Below are 16,090 nucleotides of genomic sequence, written 5' to 3' on the forward strand. Positions count from 1 at the left end.
TAACCTTAGCAAGGAGAAAAACAGTGACAGAACAGAAAGTTGTCATTATCGATACTGGCTGTGCCAACGTCTCTTCGGTGAAGTTTGCTATTGAACGCCTAGGCTATGACGTAACAATTTCAAAAGATCCGCAAGTTGTATTGTCGGCAGATAAGCTATTCCTACCGGGCGTGGGAACCGCTAGCGAAGCGATGAAAAACCTAGAAGAGCGCGATCTTATCAGCTTGGTAAAACAAGTAGAAAAGCCGCTGTTAGGTATCTGTTTAGGCATGCAACTGTTGGGCAAAGTGTCTCAAGAGAAAGGGCAGAAAGCCGGCGAGTTGGTTGAGTGTCTTGGGCTTTGTGATGGCGAAGTGAAGCTACTACAAACTGGCGATTTGCCTCTGCCGCACATGGGTTGGAATACAGTGTCTGCAAAAGCAGGTAATCCACTTTTCAAAGGTATTGAAGAAGGTGAGTACTTCTACTTCGTGCACAGCTTTGCAATGCCTGTTGGGGATTACACGATTGCGGAATGCGAGTACGGCAACCCGTTCACAGCAGCAGTACAAAGCGGTAACTACTACGGCGTGCAATTCCACCCTGAGCGTTCTTCAAAAGCGGGCGCGAAGCTTATTCAAAACTTCTTAGAATTATAAAAGGGATTTAGTGTGATTATTCCAGCTCTTGATTTAATTGAAGGACAGGTGGTTCGCCTTTATCAAGGTGATTACGGCCAAGTAACCGAGTACAAAGTCGACCCAGCAGAGCAGTTCAACTTGTACCACCAAGCGGGTGCTAACTGGCTGCACTTGGTGGATTTAACTGGCGCGAAAGACACGACAGCACGCCAGCTTGATTTGATTGCAAAGCTACTAGCAAGCACGCCAGCGAACATCCAAATCGGTGGCGGAGTGCGTACAGAGCAAGACGTGATTGACCTGCTAGAAGCTGGTGCGCAGCGTGTTGTTGTTGGCTCAACAGCAGTAAAACAGCCGGAGCTTGTGAAAGGTTGGATGGAAAAATACGGCGCAGAGAAAATCGTTCTTGCGTTAGACATCAACATCGACCAAGACGGCACACGTAAAGTAGCGATCTCTGGTTGGCAAGAAGACTCAGGCGTGACCATCGAAGCTCTGATCAACGATTACCTAACGGTAGGTCTACAACACGTGCTTTGCACGGATATTTCTCGTGACGGTACGCTAGAAGGCTCAAACGTAGAGCTTTACGTTGACCTATGCAAACAGTACCCACAAGTGCAGTTTCAATCTTCAGGTGGCATTGGCTCATTAGCAGATATCGAAGCGCTAAAAGGCAGTGGTGTGGCTGGCGTGATTGTTGGTCGTGCGCTGTTAGATGGTAAGTTCACAGCAGAGGAGGCGTTTGCATGTTGGCAAAGCGAATAATTCCATGTCTTGATGTACGTGATGGACAAGTGGTGAAGGGCGTCCAGTTCCGTAACCATGAAATCATTGGCGACATCGTTCCTCTGGCACAGCGTTATGCGGAAGAGGGCGCAGACGAGCTTGTGTTCTACGATATTACCGCTTCAAGTGATGGTCGTGTCGTAGATAAAAGTTGGGTCGCTCGCGTTGCAGAAGTGATTGATATTCCTTTCTGTGTGGCTGGTGGTATTAAATCAGCAGAAGATGCAGCGCGCATTCTTGAGTTTGGTGCAGACAAAGTGTCTATCAACTCACCTGCATTGGCGAACCCACAGCTGATTACTGACCTTGCTGATAAGTTTGGTGTGCAATGTATCGTCGTTGGTATCGATTCATACTACGACAAAGAAACAGGTAAGTATCAGGTTTACCAGTTTACTGGCGATGAAGAACGCACCAAAGCAACTCAATGGGAAACGCGTGATTGGGTGCAAGAAGTACAAAAACGCGGCGCTGGTGAAATCGTACTGAACATGATGAACCAAGACGGCGTGCGTAACGGCTATGATATTGAACAACTCAATATGGTGCGTGAAGTGTGTAACGTGCCATTGATTGCATCGGGTGGTGCAGGTGCCATGGAGCACTTCGCAGAAGCCTACCAAAAAGCAAATGTGGATGGCGCGCTTGCCGCATCGGTATTCCACAAGCAAGTCATCAATATTGGTGAACTAAAGCAGTATTTGAAACAACAAGGCATTGAGGTACGACTATGAGTGTGAAAGCCGCCGAAGTAAGTTCGCTAGCTGAGCGAATCAACTGGGAAAAGGTGGATGGTCTGGTACCTGCCATCGTACAAGATTTCCAATCAAGCCAAGTGCTGATGATGGGTTACATGAACCAAGATGCGTTGGCAAAAACGGGCGAAACAGGTCAAGTGACGTTCTTCTCTCGTACCAAGCAACGTCTTTGGACGAAAGGTGAGACCTCCGGCAACGTATTGCAACTAGTGAACATGCAGCTCGATTGCGACAACGATACGCTACTGGTGAAAGTGAATCCCATTGGTCCTACGTGTCACTTGGGTAACACAACTTGCTGGGATGTGGATCCTCAAGAGGAGTCACAAATGGTGTGGCTTCATCAACTTGAGCAGCTATTGGCTGCCCGCAAGAGTGCCGACCCAGATTCCTCTTATACTGCCAGTCTTTATGCCCGTGGCACCAAGCGTATTTCGCAAAAAGTGGGCGAAGAAGGCGTTGAAGTCGCGCTTGCGGCGACGTCGGGTGATAAGGCGGAGCTAGTGTGTGAATCAGCAGACTTGGTTTACCACTTGCTGGTATTGCTTCAAGACCAAGGCTTATCGATGAATGACGTAGTGAATAAACTGAAAGAGCGTCATAAATAAACCTGCTATAGATAAATGAAAGCCCCTATGCTCTCGAGCCTAGGGGCTTTTTTACTCTAGTGTTCTTGATTCGGGGGAAACCCCGGCAACAGTGCTAGTAGCGATTAGACTCTGAATCACACTCGTTCCTCGCTGTTCAGAATGACGGTATATTTTCTAATGGCGCTGCAGTAGAGTTATTTACTTCAAACAGACACATATATTCACGTCATTCCGACGAACCTAGGCGAGATCAGGAATCTAATTAAAGCGAGCTCAATAAGCTAAGCGTGGATGATCTTACCCACAACACTTCTTAAATTTCTTACCGCTTCCACAGATACACGGGTCGTTGCGACCTACTTTTAGGCTACTCACTGGCTGGTTTAAGCGTGAGTCTTGTACTGGTTCTTCTTCTGGCTCTTCTTCAGGAAATGTACCGTCAATGTAGTACCAAAGCCCATCTTCTTTCACGAAACGAGAACGCTCGGTCATGCAGTAGCGTTTGCCGTCTTCATCAAAGTAAGCGTTGAATTCGACAAAACCTTCATTCTCGTTGCTGCTCGCTTCGGCTTTTATTACCTCAAGCTTGCACCAGTCGCTGTCGATGGATTGGGCAATGCCCTCACGTTGCTCTTCTGCATTACAGCTTGGGTGGTATGTGTTCACCACGTAATCCACTAGACCTAACACATGCGCGCTGTAACGAGAGCGCATTAGCTGCTCCGGAGTGGTGACGTCAGCGTGGTTATTGTGGGCAATTTCACAACACTGTTGGTAGGTGCGGTTAGAGCCGCAAGGACAAGAAGAAGCCATAAAATGAAATCTCGATTAATTAAGCGGTAAAAACAAACAACCCCACATAAGTGAGGTCGCAGGTATTCTTTGGGGCATTATAGCGGTTTAGGGCGTTTGAGACAGCAGTTCTTGAGCCCAAGCCGTGGATTGGCTAAACGCTTTGGCTAATTGTGGCTCAGTGAGTTTTAGGGCGGTACAGTATTTCTCTGTCATTTCCCAATCCGCTTTCTCGTACGCGATGATCATTGATAGAAGGTAACCCAAAACGCCTTTGTGTCCGGTTAAGGCATATTTGATTTCTTCATCGACTGGAATATCACTGATCACATCTTCAAGGGGTTGATCGAGGAGAGAACCCAACAGTGAAAACATTCCAGTAAGAAACGCCTGACCAGGATCGTACTTGGTGTGCATTTGACTCAACAGAATCTCACACATCCGTGCACGTTGAATCGCTAATGAGTATAGAGAATCAGGCTTGTCTTCATGCACCGAAGCAATCGCGACAAGTGAAATGAAACGTCTTAAACGGTCTTCACCAAGGTACACTAATGCTTGTCGGAACGATTTGATCTTCGTTGTGAGCGTGTAACCCGAGTTTACATAAGTCAGTAGCTTGTACGATAGAGTGACATCAATAGAGAACAAACGCTCGACCTCATTAAAGTCGATAGGTTTATCTGCGATCTCTTTACATAGCTGAATTACTGTTAGAAACGCGGGATTGAGGCGCTTCTTCTGAATCATTTCAGGCTTACTGAAAAAGTATCCTTGGAAGAAGTCAAAACCAGCGTCCATCGCTTGTTCAAACTCTTCATAGGTTTCGACTTTTTCGGCTAAGAAATCAATGCCAAAATGCCCTAACGACTGAATGTAAATGGCCGCTTTTTCGATCGGTATTAAGCGAATGTCGAATTTGATTATCGCGACATAAGGTAAAAACCGTTTCCAAGCTTTGGTTGGAACAAAGTCATCTAACGCAACGCGATACCCAGATGCATGCAGTTGTTTTATCGCATGAAGCAGTTCATCAGTCGGCTCACAATCTTCTAATACCTCAACAACTAATGATTCGTTAGGGAACAGGGTAGGAACGAGGTTAACCAAGCTTTGGTAAGGAAAATTAACAAAGCCGAGCTTATCGCCCAGAGTACTGTAGTGTGTGGTAAGGAAATGATCAGATAGAAGTCGACTAGTAGCCAGCTCAGGTTCTACTTCTGGGAAGGTATTTTTCGGACCGTCACGGAAGAGAAGCTCATACCCTATGGTACGCTTTTCTCTGTCCAATATCGGCTGGCGAGCTACGTATGAATACTTCAATGCGGTACTTTGTTCTGTTTAACTGAGTAATACGATAATAGCGATTTTTTTCAAAATTTCTATGCTTTGCGCGTCAATCTTCAACACGCTCGACATGCTTTACTTCAATTCTGTGTCAAACGGTCGTGTTTGCAAGTCAAAATGGTCAGAATTTACTTTTAAAACTGAGCCTTGGGTATACCAATCGCCTAAAACAATACGAGTGTTTTTAGCACCATTTAGGTCAAAAATATGTGTATTTGGTCGATGCGTGTGACCATGAATCATCAAGTTGACGCAATTTTGAGACAATACTCGCTCAACTTCGCCTTGGTTGACGTCCATGATGTCGAGAGACTTGTTTTTTTTGTCGTCTCGAATGTCAGATTGAACTTTAGCGACAATTCTTTTCTTAACGAACCATGGAATGCGATTGAACAACCATTGTAGCCATGGCTTGTGAACGGTTTTTCTAAACTCTTGGTATTTCACATCGTCAATGCAAAGCGTATCGCCATGTAGGATTACGGCTTTTTGACCATAAAGATCAATCGTGCAGACATCATTGAGTAATGTCATTCCAGTTTCTTTGCAAAAGCGTTTCCCGAGTAAAAAATCTCGATTGCCTTGGATGAAAAAAGTTGGCACACCAGTATCCGTCAGTGCTTTAAATTCTGCGCGGATTTGGTCTGCAAAAGGGGTGGTGTCATCGTCACCAATCCAGAACTCGAACAAATCACCAAGCACGTACAGTGCGTCGGCATGGATCGCTTCATTACGCATGAACGTCACGAAACATTCCGTAATGTCTGGACGAGAAGGGGTCAGGTGGAGATCAGATATAAATAATGTCGTCATAGAAATAAGGGGAGGCTAAGCCTCCCCACAAACTTATCTCTTAATAGCAATTCTAAAGAATTACTCTTCGATTGTAGTACCAGTGATCATTACGTCTTCTAGAGGTACGTCTTGGTGCATGCCGTAAGAACCAGTGCTAACACCTTTGATCTTGTTCACGATGTCCATGCCTTCGATTACTTCACCGAATACACAGTAACCCCAACCGTCTAGGCTTTCGCTACGGAAATCTAGGAATGTGTTGTTGTTTACGTTGATGAAGAACTGAGAGCTTGCTGAATGCGGCTCCATAGTACGTGCCATAGCAAGTGTACCCACTTTGTTGCTAAGGCCGTTGTTTGCTTCGTTCTTGATAGGTGCACGTGTAGCTTTTTCACGTAGACCAGACTCCATACCACCACCTTGGATCATGAAGCCGTCAATAACACGGTGGAAAAGCGTGTTGTCGTAGAAACCGTCGCGGCAGTATTGAAGGAAGTTTGCGCTAGTTTCTGGCGCTTTCTCTTCGTTTAGTTGAATCTTGATGTCACCAAAATTAGTGTGAAGGGTGATCATGCTATTTTCCTTTACTGTGTTGTATTCAAAGAGGGATTCTAGCCTAAGTTAATACGCATGGAAAACTCAGGACAATGAAAATATACGCTTTGTGCTTGAAGTTTAGCCGATTATCGTTTTATCCGTTAATTGCTATTACCTAATAAGGTCGGAGTTGTTATACTCCTTCTTCTCGTAATTCATTCACAAGCATAGATAGAGATCATGTTAAAGATATATAACACACTCACAAGACAGAAAGAGGAATTCAAACCAATTACAGCCGGTAAAGTTGGCATGTATGTCTGTGGAGTTACCATCTACGATCTCTGTCACATCGGTCACGGTCGTACATTTGTTTCTTTCGATGTAGTGTCTCGCTACCTTCGTTACCTTGGTTATGACCTAACATTTGTACGTAACATCACTGACATCGATGACAAAATCATCAAACGTGCAGCAGAAAATGGTGAGTCTTGTGATTCACTGACTGAACGTCTTATCGGCGAAATGCATGCTGACTTCGATGCTCTGAATATGAAACGTCCTGACGTTGAGCCTCGTGCGACACAGTTCATTGCTGAAATCATCGAATTGGTTGAAAAACTAATCGAGCGTGGTTTTGCTTACGTTGCAGATAATGGCGATGTAATGTTTGAAGTTGGTAAGTTCAACGAATACGGCAAGTTGTCTAAGCAAGACCTTGATCAGCTTCAAGCTGGTGCGCGTGTTGATATCGAAACGGCAAAACGCAGCCCGTTAGACTTCGTACTTTGGAAGATGTCTAAACCGGGTGAACCAACATGGGAATCACCATGGGGTCCAGGTCGTCCAGGTTGGCACATCGAATGTTCTGCAATGAACTCGTCAATCCTAGGCAACCACTTCGACATTCACGGCGGCGGTTCTGATCTTCAGTTCCCACACCACGAGAACGAAATCGCGCAATCATGCTGTGCACACGATACTCAATACGTGAACACATGGATGCACAGCGGCATGGTAATGGTAGACCGTGAGAAGATGTCTAAGTCTTTAGGTAACTTCTTTACTATCCGCGACGTTCTAGGTCACTACGATGCTGAGACCGTTCGTTACTTCCTAATGTCTGGTCATTACCGTAGCCAGCTAAACTACAGCGAAGATAACCTGAACCAAGCACGCGCGTCTCTTGAGCGTCTATACACGTCTCTACGTGGTCTGGATCTAAATGCTGCGCCAGCAGGTGGTGAAGAATACGTAACTCGCTTTACAGCAGCGATGAACGATGACTTCAATACACCAGAAGCTTACTCAGTACTTTTTGACATGGCGCGTGAAGTAAACCGTCTGAAGACAGAAAACCTAGAGAAAGCGAGTGAGCTAGGTGCGCTAATGCGTGAACTGGCTGACGTGATCGGTATTCTTCACCAAGATCCAGAAGCATTCCTAAAAGGTGATGCAGGCGACGACGATGAAGTGGCTGAAATCGAAGCACTAATTAAGCTACGTAACGATTCTCGTGCAGCAAAAGATTGGGCTAACGCAGATATGGCTCGTGACAAGCTGACGGAAATGGGCATTGTTCTGGAAGATGGTCCAGAAGGCACAACGTGGCGTCGTAAGTAATCGAATCTTTTTAAAGGGCTGATGATTCAGCCCTTTTCTTTACAAGCTTTTATAAATTCTAAACTTTAACGAAGGTAGTGCTCTGTGGCTCAGATGTATTTCTATTACTCGGCAATGAATGCGGGTAAATCGACAACTCTTCTTCAATCTTCATTTAACTACCAAGAACGTGGCATGACGCCTGTGATTTTCACAGCAGCGTTAGATGATCGCTACGGTGTGGGTAAAGTGAGCTCTCGTATTGGTTTGCAATCAGACGCGCATTTGTTCCGTCCAGATACCAACCTTTACCAAGAGATTGCAGCACTGCATGAAGTTGAAAAACGTCACTGTATCCTAATTGATGAGTGCCAGTTCTTGTCGAAAGAACAGGTTTACCAACTAACAGAAGTAGTTGATAAGCTGCATATCCCGGTACTTTGCTATGGTCTTCGTACCGATTTTCTAGGCGAACTTTTTGAAGGCAGCAAGTACCTATTATCATGGGCAGACAAATTGGTTGAACTCAAAACGATTTGTCACTGTGGTCGCAAGGCAAACATGGTTATCCGTACTGATGAGCACGGCGTTGCAATCAAAGAAGGTGATCAAGTGGCGATTGGCGGTAACGACCGTTACGTATCGGTTTGTCGTCAGCACTACAAAGAAGCACTTGGTAAGTAAGCCAGTCTAGATAAGAGTTAGATAAGAGAAAGCCTCCCAAGCGGAGGCTTTTTTATTGTCTGTTTGTTGGCGGCTGAACGAAGGATTACGCGAGACCAAACTCGAACTTTTCTCTCAGTGCTTGGTAAGAAGATTCAACGTGAGCAGGGATTTCTTGTTCTGTTTGAAAGCCTTTTTCTGGGTAAGTCTTCACACGAGAAAAATCTTCCATCAATGCTTCCAGTACCATCATCAGGGGCATTTCTTCGTTGATGTATTCAAAGAAAGGATGCGCAGTAGAAGTCACTTGGAGTTGTGAATAAGGCGATTGCCACTGTTTTTCAAAGGTTGCAATGGCGCGTCGTTCCATAAATGGCTTTTGAACCAAGATGAGAGAATCACAGCTAATCCCTTTTTCTTTCAACAACTGTTCGGTGAAGCGAACGTTCTCGCCGCTGTTACTGGATTTTGTCTCTACTAAAATTGCTTCACTTGGCACGCCCGCTAGCTTTGCGATTTCTGCGAATGTTTCTGCTTCGCTTTTGTCAAACAAGCCATCTGTAAAACGCCCTTCGCCACCAGAAAACACAATGAGTGGCGCAAGTTTTTGTTGGTAGAGTTTGGCCGCGTATTCGGCAACACGTAAGTCATTGCTGCACATAACAAATAAGCAGCTGGCAGGTTTTAGCTCCTGCTTGAGTTGCATGTAATCCCACAGGGTTTCAATGTGTTGATAAAGCTTCATAGTGCGTCCAGCGTTGAATTGAATTGGAACTGATAGCCAAGTGCGACAAGTTTGTCTGCTAGGATTCGTTTGTCGGCGGTTTCTGTGACTGGCGGAAGTGCTATATCTAAATCGCTTTGGGTAATCGCCGCTTGGTAAAATTCGGCTTTGCTGACGGTATTTGGCGTTGTAGCGTTTACCACTTCGTTATCAATTTGATTAAGCGCGAAAGCTGTCGCGGCTACCGCATCGTTTTGATGCACCATGTTTGCAGGGGCCTTACGGCTCACTTGTTTTAATCGCATTGCAAAGCGAGAAGGGTGGCGGTCAGAGCCAATCAAACCACTGCAACGAACGATGGCATAGTCGATTCCAGAATCAATCACGTATTGCTCGGCTTGTAGCATGATGCGAGCGTTGTCTGAGAAGTGTTCGTTCGTTTGGGCTAAGGAGAGTGTAGCGTCTTCTTCTTTCATATCGACAGCAAGGTTTGGATATACCGTGGTGGAGCTCACCATGAGCAGTTTGTTTACACTGCTTTGTTTGGCTGCTGAGACTAAGCGTTGCCACTGTTGTGCGTACTCTTGCCCGTTGCCTTTACGAAATCCTGGTGGGAAAGCGCCAACAATGCGTTCAATTTGGTGTTGTTCGATAAGCTCAATAAGCTGTTGCTGTGAGTGTGGTTCGTTGAGATCGAGTAGAGCAGGTTGAACGGAAGTGAGCGGGAACTCATCTAGCCTAGTTTGGCTTCGACGTGTCACCGTAACTTGATGTCCTTGGTCAATCAAAGTTTGTGCAAGTGGGGTGCCTAACCAGCCTGCACCTACGATCAATGTATTTGCCATCTGTGTGTTCCTACTGTTAGCCCTGAGATCACTCAAACAGGGTTTGTAATTCTAATCTGGCTTGTTGGTGTAGGGGATCGGAATGCCATTTCTGATGTTGTATCAAGTCAATGTTGACCTGCCAAGCCAGCTTTGTGAATTCTTCGCCAATTTTGATCAGTGTATTCGGTGCGTAAGACACCAAATGCTCAGGAAGAAAGCACCAACCAAATCCCTTGTTCGCCAGTTCTAATAATATGTAGTAATCATCAGCGTACCAGATATCCGGGCTAAACGCCTGATTAAGACCGCTTACATCTTCACTCTTTGAGCGGATAACGAGTTGACGATGTTGCTTGAGTTCATCGATATTGCGGATCTTTTGTTGTGCGAGTGGGTGTTCGGATGAGACAAATACATCAAAGCCGATATGACCTAGGTTAGATAGGTCGACGTTTTTAGGCATCTGTAAGTCACTTAATATAATGCCTGTGGTAGCACGCTCTGATTTAACCAACTCGATGATATCTGGACTTGAAGCCGTGAGACATTCCACTTGAAGATTAGGAAACTTTTGTTCCAAATGTTTTAAAGCAATGGGGAGGCGGGTTAATGGAATCCCCTCATCAACCGCAAGAACGAGCTTACTCGCTGGTGCAGAAAAGAGTTGAGATGCTTTGTTATTTAGTCGATCTAGTTGGCTTAAGGTGGCGAGGGCGTAGGGCATCAACTGATGGCCTTTCTCGGTCAGTTTAGGATAGCGACCTGTGCGGTCAAACAAATCAACGCCACAATCGAGTTCCATATTCATGATGTGTTGGCTGATCACCGATTGAGCTCGCCCAAGCTTACGTGCTGCTGCCGAGAAAGATCCGGCCTCTGAAGTGGTGACGAACGCTTGAAGTTGTTCAATAGTAAACATATCGCTTTTACCGATGGTATCTAACTTTTACTTATCTAAATGATAGATAAAATGCCAGTCATTGAGTAGAACTATTTAGGTAAAACATCATGACTCGTAACGAACGTATCTTTCACGCTGTACTATTTGAAATGATTGCATTGGCGATCATCATTCCTGCGGCTTCTTTGATAACAGGGAAGGGATCGAGTGACTTGGCAGTGGTAGGTATTGGCTTGAGTCTTTACACCGTAGTTTGGAACTACATTTATAACCTGTACTTTGATAAATGGTTTGGCTCGAACCGAGAGGACCGCAGTTTAGCAATGCGAATTGGCCACACACTTGGCTTTGAGGGCGGATTGATTTTCCTATCGATTCCGGTCATTGCGTGGTTCTTGCAAATTACTTTATTACAAGCGCTTGCATTGGAAGCTGGTTTTCTAATTTTCTTCTTATTTTATGCAACGGGCTTTAACTGGGCTTACGATAAAATTCAGCCTTTTGGAAAAATGAGAAAATTAATCGCTTAATATAGTGAGTCTAGATAAATATAATTATCAAAAAAGCCACCAAGTATGGTGGCTTTTAATTTTAGAACTTGCTTATTTATATGAGCTTATTCTGCAGTTAGTACGCGAAGAATTTTATCGGCGTGTTCTGCAACTTCAATGCCTTCATCAGTTAGGTAACCGCCGTCCGGCTGTGTGCAAAGTTGTTTCTCATACAGACGAGCAACCGCTGCCTGCATTTCTTCTGAAGCTTCTTTGTGGACTTTGATGCCCGTCGCTGCGCTGCTTAAATCGAATTGAAGAAGTAGGTTCAGTTCGGCAATGTGGTCAGCTGAATATTTCATAGATATTTCCTTCGTACTTTTTTATCCAAGCTAGTCTGAAAACTAAGGTTGAGCAATAGAAAACACTTAGAAATGTTAAGTGCCGCGCTATAGGCCTGATATAACGCGGGTTTTTTATTCTAAGGTAAACATTTGACCCAAATATTAATAATGGTTAAGACAAGAACTCATAGTTGAATTTTATCGATTACTCTCTCAGCAACAACAAATTTAGTAAACATGAAAAATAGCCCTTGAAAAAGTCTGGAAATGGAGCGATTATCCGCGCCTCGTTAATTGTTTCTAAATGTTACACTTCCATGAACTTCAATCAGTTTGACTCACTATTACCACCTCAGGCTGCTGAACGTGCCGCCGAAGTAGGTGTTGGCAAAGCAACTAAAGCTCCGATGAAATCTTTCCTGCTGGCTATTTCTGCAGGTCTTCACATTGGTATCGCTTTTATTTTTTATACAACCGTAACCACAGGTGCCGGTGATCTCCCTTGGGGCATTACTCGCCTTATTGGTGGTTTGGCATTCAGCCTTGGCTTGATCTTGGTGGTGGTAACCGGCGGTGAGCTATTTACTAGCTCGGTTCTTACGCTGGTGGCTCGTGCAAGCGGCAAGATTTCATGGAAAGCCTTGATGAAAAACTGGGTGGTCGTGTACTTCGGTAACATGGTCGGCGCAGTTTTACTGGTTGTGTGTATGCTGATCACTAAGCAATACATGTTCGACGGTGGTCAAGTCGGTTTGAACGCGATGGCAATTTCGCAACACAAACTGCATCACGGTTTCTTCCAAGCTATCGCGCTGGGCATCATGTGTAACGTTTTGGTCTGTATCGCAGTTTGGATGACGTTCAGTGGGCGCACACTAACGGATAAAATTGCAGTAATGATCTTGCCTGTTGCTATGTTCGTTTCTGCTGGCTTTGAGCACTGTATTGCGAACATGTTCCAAGTACCAATGGCGATCGGTATTAAGTACTTTGCTCCAGAGTCGTTCTGGCAAATGACAGGTGCAAACATCGCAGACTATGCGGATCTGAACATGATGGGCTTTTTGGTGAACAACCTTATCCCTGTAACGATTGGTAATATCATCGGTGGTGGTGTCTTCGTTGGCATGTGGTACTGGATGATTTACCTACGTGATGAAGACAAGCATCTTAAGTAATTTTTAAAAAAGGCAAGCCCAGTGGCTTGCCTTTTTTTGATCTTTCCAAACTTAGTGTTTAAACCAACTCTTCATTGACGCCATATTCGTTTGGCGTCCAGTGAGACGTCATCTCTGAGGGTTCTTGCACTAGCCAATCCACTGGCGTGTCTAATAATAAGTCTTCGACCTTTTCTCGCGTGATTAACATATCCATGTGAGCTCTCCCGTTGTCGGTTAACCGCACTTTAGCGGAGTAAAGTGACGGTTCAATGACCAATCAATGACCATTAAATTTCTCAGAAGAGGGAGGGCCGAAATGGCGCTTATGTTTCTGGTTGCTTATGGGTTTTAGGGGTTTATCCACATTTTCTGTGGATAACCTGTCGCAAAGATCGTGAGTATCTATTGTGATCCAGAAAAATTCATAAAATGAGATGCTTATATGACTATTTAGTGAGCACGCTAGGCTTTCTCTTTGTTGATAAACTTCACTTTTATGCGTCCTTCTTTAGTTTGTACACAGGTAAGCGTCATCTCTAAGGTAATTGCTACCGACACACTTAGCATGACAAAAATCGCCAACATGATGACCAGTTGATACTTGATTGCCACCATAGGGCTCGCTCCTCCCAGAATTTGACCTGTCATCATCCCAGGGAGGGTCACTAAACCTGTAGTCGCCATCGAAGCTAGGATTGGAGCAAGTGATTTACGAAGCGCTTCTTGAAGGAAAGGGAAGGAAGCGTACTTAGGTGCAGCCCCAAGAGAAATGGCTGCTTCATATTCAGATTTTCGCTGTTCGAAAGCGGTGAATAAGTTCTGTAGTGCGACGATGTTACTACTCAAGCTGTTGCCAAGTAGCATTCCCGCTAGAGGGATCATGTATTGTGCGTTATAGAAAGGCTCAGGCTTTACAAGGCCCAATGCGATGGCGGCAAGAAGTGGAAGTAAACTGCATGACAATCCGGTGATAAGGGGCATCATTAGAGGCTTTTTAGGGAGGTTTGCTTTACCCACAATTGAGCTCGCGCCAACCACCACCATAATCGCTAGCCACGCTAAGTTCACCATCAAGCTATTTAGTTCAAATAGATACTCAAGGTACACACCAACCAAAATTAATTGCACGGTCATACGGGCAACACTGATGGCAGTGTCTTTAGCTATGCCTAATTTGTATCGAGCATTAATGGTAAGGGGAACGATAAGAATCAAACTAAAAAGTGCGAGTTCAAACCAATTTATATCAACAACCTGATTCATAAACCTTCTCCCAAAATTAACCGTCTGATTTTAACGGAGCTCATTTGGTTTATGAATTGCAGAACTCTGTTTTTTTGCAATCTTATGTCCAGAAAAAAGCAGACATTTGGTGAGGTTTTATTAACATTTGGATCACAACTTCTTGTCTTTAGTCGAAAAAATAGCGATTTAGTAGCACGAAAAAATCCATAAAATTGTAAACAAAGTTAATCTTATGTTGTATTCTTAACATGTATGCAAAAGACTTATTTCTTCACATCCATTAATATTTCTTCACAAAGAATATCAATCAAACACATCTCTGGATGAGCTCAAAAAAGTGTTGGATAACAAGGGCTGGAGCGTCAGATTTGATTGAACCTTACTGTTAGTATGGTCTAACATTTTCCAATAGAGATTGTAAAAAACTTAAGCTTGGTAACGCGAGCTTTTCAATAACACTAGATACAAAATAGGCAAATGTATGAGTGATGTTAACAAAATTGAGAGTGGTGAAAAACGCTCACTGGAGTGGAAGTCTTTCCTCTTCATTGCAGTTGTTCTCTTCCCAATTCTGAGTGTGGCTTTCGTAGGTGGCTACGGATTTATCGTTTGGGCACTACAAGTGTTCTTCTTTGGTCCTCCAGGTGCACACGGCATGTAAGCCAGTGAGCTCACAACCACACTTTAGAAAAGATTTTAAGAGAGCAAATAATGAAATCATTAATCATTAAACTGTGGCGTACGATGACGCGCCCGGCAGTTCATATCAGCCTTGGCGTGCTGACTATGGGCGGTTTCATCGCTGGTGTTATTTTCTGGGGTGGCTTTAACACAGCCCTAGAAGCGACCAACACAGAAGAATTCTGTATTAGCTGTCACACAATGCGTGACAACGTATACGTTGAACTACAAGACACTGTTCACTGGAAAAACCACTCTGGTGTTCGTGCTACTTGTCCTGACTGTCACGTTCCACATAACTGGACAGATAAGATCGCTCGTAAAATGCAAGCGTCTAAAGAAGTATTTGCACAAGTATTTGGCAACTACGACGAACCGGGTGTTTTCGAAGAGCGTCGTATCGAACTTGCTAAACATGAATGGGATCGTTTCTCTGCAAACAAATCCCTAGAGTGTAAAAACTGTCACAACTACGATTCAATGGACTTCGAGCAAATGTCTCCAACTGCTCGTATCCAAATGAAGCAAGCAGCTGAGAAAGATCAAAGCTGTGTTGACTGTCACAAAGGTATCGCACACAAACTACCAGCTGGCATGGACAGCATCGGTGGTATCGTTGGTGACCTAGAAGGTATGACTTCAAACACAGATTACGGTGTTGGTCAGCAACTAGTAAGTGTTCGTCACCTACCAATCTACTTCGACGATAAAGGTACTGAAGAAGCAGGTCTTCTAAACCCTGCGTCAACAGTTAAAGTTCTTGAAGATAAAGGCGACTACGTTGAAATCGAAATCGATGGTTGGCGTAAAGCGAAAGGCTTCGGTCGTGTAATCCAAGAAGACTTCGGTAAGAACATTGCAGTAGCATCGCTACTAAAAGAAGCAGCAACAGACGCTAAAGTAGTTACTGCTGGTGAGAAGAAAGTTGATGAGCTAACTGGTCTTCCTTGGGAGAAAGTAGCTGCGAAAGTATGGATCAAGAAAGAATCTATGCTGAACGACATCAACCCTGTATGGGAAAAATCTGCAGAAGCTTACAAAACTAACTGTTCTGTATGTCACACACAACCAGCTGAAGCGCACTTCGATGCGAACACATGGCCAGGTATGTTCGACGGTATGCTAGCGTTCGTTAACCTAGATACAGACAGTGAAGCACTGATCTTGAAGTACCTACAGAAGCACTCTTCAGATTATGCTGAAGGTCACCACTAATAAGCGTCG

Annotated in this window: 20 protein-coding genes; 10 read left to right on the top strand and 10 right to left on the bottom strand. The window is 44.5% G+C overall.

Translation table 11 applies throughout. The features are described from left to right. Positions 1 to 23: 23 nt before the first annotated feature. The 4 genes from hisH to hisIE are packed head-to-tail and all read left to right on the top strand — an operon-like array spanning position 24 to position 2,775. Positions 24 to 638, top strand: a complete 615-nt coding sequence (hisH, locus tag KIT90_RS03670) for an imidazole glycerol phosphate synthase subunit HisH (RefSeq protein ID WP_258497401.1) — start codon at positions 24 to 26, stop codon at positions 636 to 638. A gap of 12 nt (positions 639 to 650) precedes the next feature. Beyond that, the gene (gene hisA, locus KIT90_RS03675) at positions 651 to 1,388 is read left to right on the top strand and encodes a 1-(5-phosphoribosyl)-5-[(5-phosphoribosylamino)methylideneamino]imidazole-4-carboxamide isomerase (protein WP_005390889.1); all 738 of its coding nucleotides are present in this window, start codon (positions 651 to 653) and stop codon (positions 1,386 to 1,388) included. Continuing rightward, the gene (hisF, locus tag KIT90_RS03680) at positions 1,370 to 2,143 is read left to right on the top strand and encodes an imidazole glycerol phosphate synthase subunit HisF (protein ID WP_004749837.1); all 774 of its coding nucleotides are present in this window, start codon (positions 1,370 to 1,372) and stop codon (positions 2,141 to 2,143) included. The genes hisA and hisF overlap by 19 nt, the downstream gene beginning before the upstream one ends. Beyond that, positions 2,140 to 2,775 carry a bifunctional phosphoribosyl-AMP cyclohydrolase/phosphoribosyl-ATP diphosphatase HisIE gene (hisIE, locus tag KIT90_RS03685; protein ID WP_020196969.1) on the top strand — a complete coding sequence of 212 codons (636 nt, stop codon included), beginning with the start codon at positions 2,140 to 2,142 and terminating at the stop codon, positions 2,773 to 2,775. The genes hisF and hisIE overlap by 4 nt, the downstream gene beginning before the upstream one ends. Positions 2,776 to 3,054: 279 nt before the next feature. On the opposite strand, the gene KIT90_RS03690 is transcribed toward hisIE, so the two are convergent. The 4 genes from KIT90_RS03690 to KIT90_RS03705 form a co-directional block, all read right to left on the bottom strand. Continuing rightward, on the bottom strand, positions 3,055 to 3,570 hold the full coding sequence (locus KIT90_RS03690) for a YchJ family protein (RefSeq protein ID WP_285375367.1): 516 nt from the start codon (positions 3,568 to 3,570) through the stop codon (positions 3,055 to 3,057). An 87-nt stretch (positions 3,571 to 3,657) separates the two neighbouring features. Then, on the bottom strand, positions 3,658 to 4,872 hold the full coding sequence (locus KIT90_RS03695; protein WP_045413756.1) for an EAL and HDOD domain-containing protein: 1,215 nt from the start codon (positions 4,870 to 4,872) through the stop codon (positions 3,658 to 3,660). A gap of 99 nt (positions 4,873 to 4,971) precedes the next feature. Beyond that, positions 4,972 to 5,709 carry a UDP-2,3-diacylglucosamine diphosphatase gene (gene lpxH, locus KIT90_RS03700; RefSeq protein ID WP_285375371.1) on the bottom strand — a complete coding sequence of 246 codons (738 nt, stop codon included), beginning with the start codon at positions 5,707 to 5,709 and terminating at the stop codon, positions 4,972 to 4,974. A 60-nt stretch (positions 5,710 to 5,769) separates the two neighbouring features. Beyond that, on the bottom strand, positions 5,770 to 6,264 hold the full coding sequence (locus KIT90_RS03705; RefSeq protein ID WP_005437228.1) for a peptidylprolyl isomerase: 495 nt from the start codon (positions 6,262 to 6,264) through the stop codon (positions 5,770 to 5,772). A 204-nt stretch (positions 6,265 to 6,468) separates the two neighbouring features. On the opposite strand from KIT90_RS03705, the gene cysS reads away from it, so the two are divergent. Both cysS and KIT90_RS03715 read left to right on the top strand, forming a co-directional pair. Then, positions 6,469 to 7,851 (top strand): cysteine--tRNA ligase, encoded by a 1,383-nt coding sequence (cysS, locus tag KIT90_RS03710; RefSeq protein ID WP_005437232.1) that lies wholly within the window; start codon positions 6,469 to 6,471, stop codon positions 7,849 to 7,851. Between the two features lie 84 nt (positions 7,852 to 7,935). Further along, positions 7,936 to 8,514 (top strand): thymidine kinase, encoded by a 579-nt coding sequence (locus tag KIT90_RS03715; RefSeq protein WP_005450744.1) that lies wholly within the window; start codon positions 7,936 to 7,938, stop codon positions 8,512 to 8,514. A gap of 85 nt (positions 8,515 to 8,599) precedes the next feature. Here KIT90_RS03715 and KIT90_RS03720 read toward each other — a convergent pair whose 3' ends face one another. Genes KIT90_RS03720 through KIT90_RS03730 form a run of 3 tightly spaced genes read right to left on the bottom strand, consistent with a single transcriptional unit; the run spans position 8,600 to position 10,963 of the window. Beyond that, positions 8,600 to 9,238: a YdcF family protein gene (locus KIT90_RS03720; RefSeq protein ID WP_045413750.1), complete on the bottom strand. Its 639-nt coding sequence runs from the start codon at positions 9,236 to 9,238 to the stop codon at positions 8,600 to 8,602. After that, on the bottom strand, positions 9,235 to 10,062 hold the full coding sequence (locus tag KIT90_RS03725) for an NAD(P)H-binding protein (RefSeq protein ID WP_285375379.1): 828 nt from the start codon (positions 10,060 to 10,062) through the stop codon (positions 9,235 to 9,237). Before KIT90_RS03725 ends, KIT90_RS03720 begins: the two co-directional genes overlap by 4 nt. Before the next feature lie 28 nt (positions 10,063 to 10,090). Next, the gene (locus KIT90_RS03730) at positions 10,091 to 10,963 is read right to left on the bottom strand and encodes a LysR family transcriptional regulator (protein WP_005437248.1); all 873 of its coding nucleotides are present in this window, start codon (positions 10,961 to 10,963) and stop codon (positions 10,091 to 10,093) included. Between the two features lie 89 nt (positions 10,964 to 11,052). Between KIT90_RS03730 and KIT90_RS03735 the strand changes: the two genes are divergently transcribed. Next, positions 11,053 to 11,475: a PACE efflux transporter gene (locus KIT90_RS03735; RefSeq protein ID WP_009705768.1), complete on the top strand. Its 423-nt coding sequence runs from the start codon at positions 11,053 to 11,055 to the stop codon at positions 11,473 to 11,475. Between the two features lie 86 nt (positions 11,476 to 11,561). Here KIT90_RS03735 and KIT90_RS03740 read toward each other — a convergent pair whose 3' ends face one another. After that, a complete protein-coding gene (locus KIT90_RS03740) occupies positions 11,562 to 11,798 on the bottom strand; it encodes a TIGR02647 family protein (RefSeq protein ID WP_005437251.1) in 237 nt (78 codons plus the stop codon). Positions 11,799 to 12,097: 299 nt separating this feature from the next. Between KIT90_RS03740 and focA the strand changes: the two genes are divergently transcribed. Continuing rightward, positions 12,098 to 12,958 (top strand): formate transporter FocA, encoded by an 861-nt coding sequence (gene focA, locus KIT90_RS03745; protein ID WP_009705769.1) that lies wholly within the window; start codon positions 12,098 to 12,100, stop codon positions 12,956 to 12,958. Between the two features lie 58 nt (positions 12,959 to 13,016). Here focA and KIT90_RS03750 read toward each other — a convergent pair whose 3' ends face one another. Both KIT90_RS03750 and KIT90_RS03755 read right to left on the bottom strand, forming a co-directional pair. Then, positions 13,017 to 13,154, bottom strand: a complete 138-nt coding sequence (locus KIT90_RS03750; protein WP_086027709.1) for a hypothetical protein — start codon at positions 13,152 to 13,154, stop codon at positions 13,017 to 13,019. A 248-nt stretch (positions 13,155 to 13,402) separates the two neighbouring features. Then, positions 13,403 to 14,203, bottom strand: coding sequence for an ABC transporter permease (locus KIT90_RS03755; protein WP_041055232.1), 801 nt, complete (start codon positions 14,201 to 14,203; stop codon positions 13,403 to 13,405). Positions 14,204 to 14,666: 463 nt separating this feature from the next. Here KIT90_RS03755 and torE point away from each other — a divergent pair, with 463 nt between their 5' ends. Both torE and torC read left to right on the top strand, forming a co-directional pair. Continuing rightward, complete coding sequence (gene torE / locus KIT90_RS03760) at positions 14,667 to 14,846, top strand: trimethylamine N-oxide reductase system protein TorE (protein WP_005450728.1); 180 nt, start codon at positions 14,667 to 14,669, stop codon at positions 14,844 to 14,846. A gap of 50 nt (positions 14,847 to 14,896) precedes the next feature. Then, the gene (torC, locus tag KIT90_RS03765; protein ID WP_038894748.1) at positions 14,897 to 16,081 is read left to right on the top strand and encodes a pentaheme c-type cytochrome TorC; all 1,185 of its coding nucleotides are present in this window, start codon (positions 14,897 to 14,899) and stop codon (positions 16,079 to 16,081) included. Positions 16,082 to 16,090 lie beyond the last annotated feature (9 nt).

Source organism: Vibrio sp. B172a (assembly GCF_030248355.1).
Classification (GTDB): domain Bacteria; phylum Pseudomonadota; class Gammaproteobacteria; order Enterobacterales; family Vibrionaceae; genus Vibrio; species Vibrio owensii.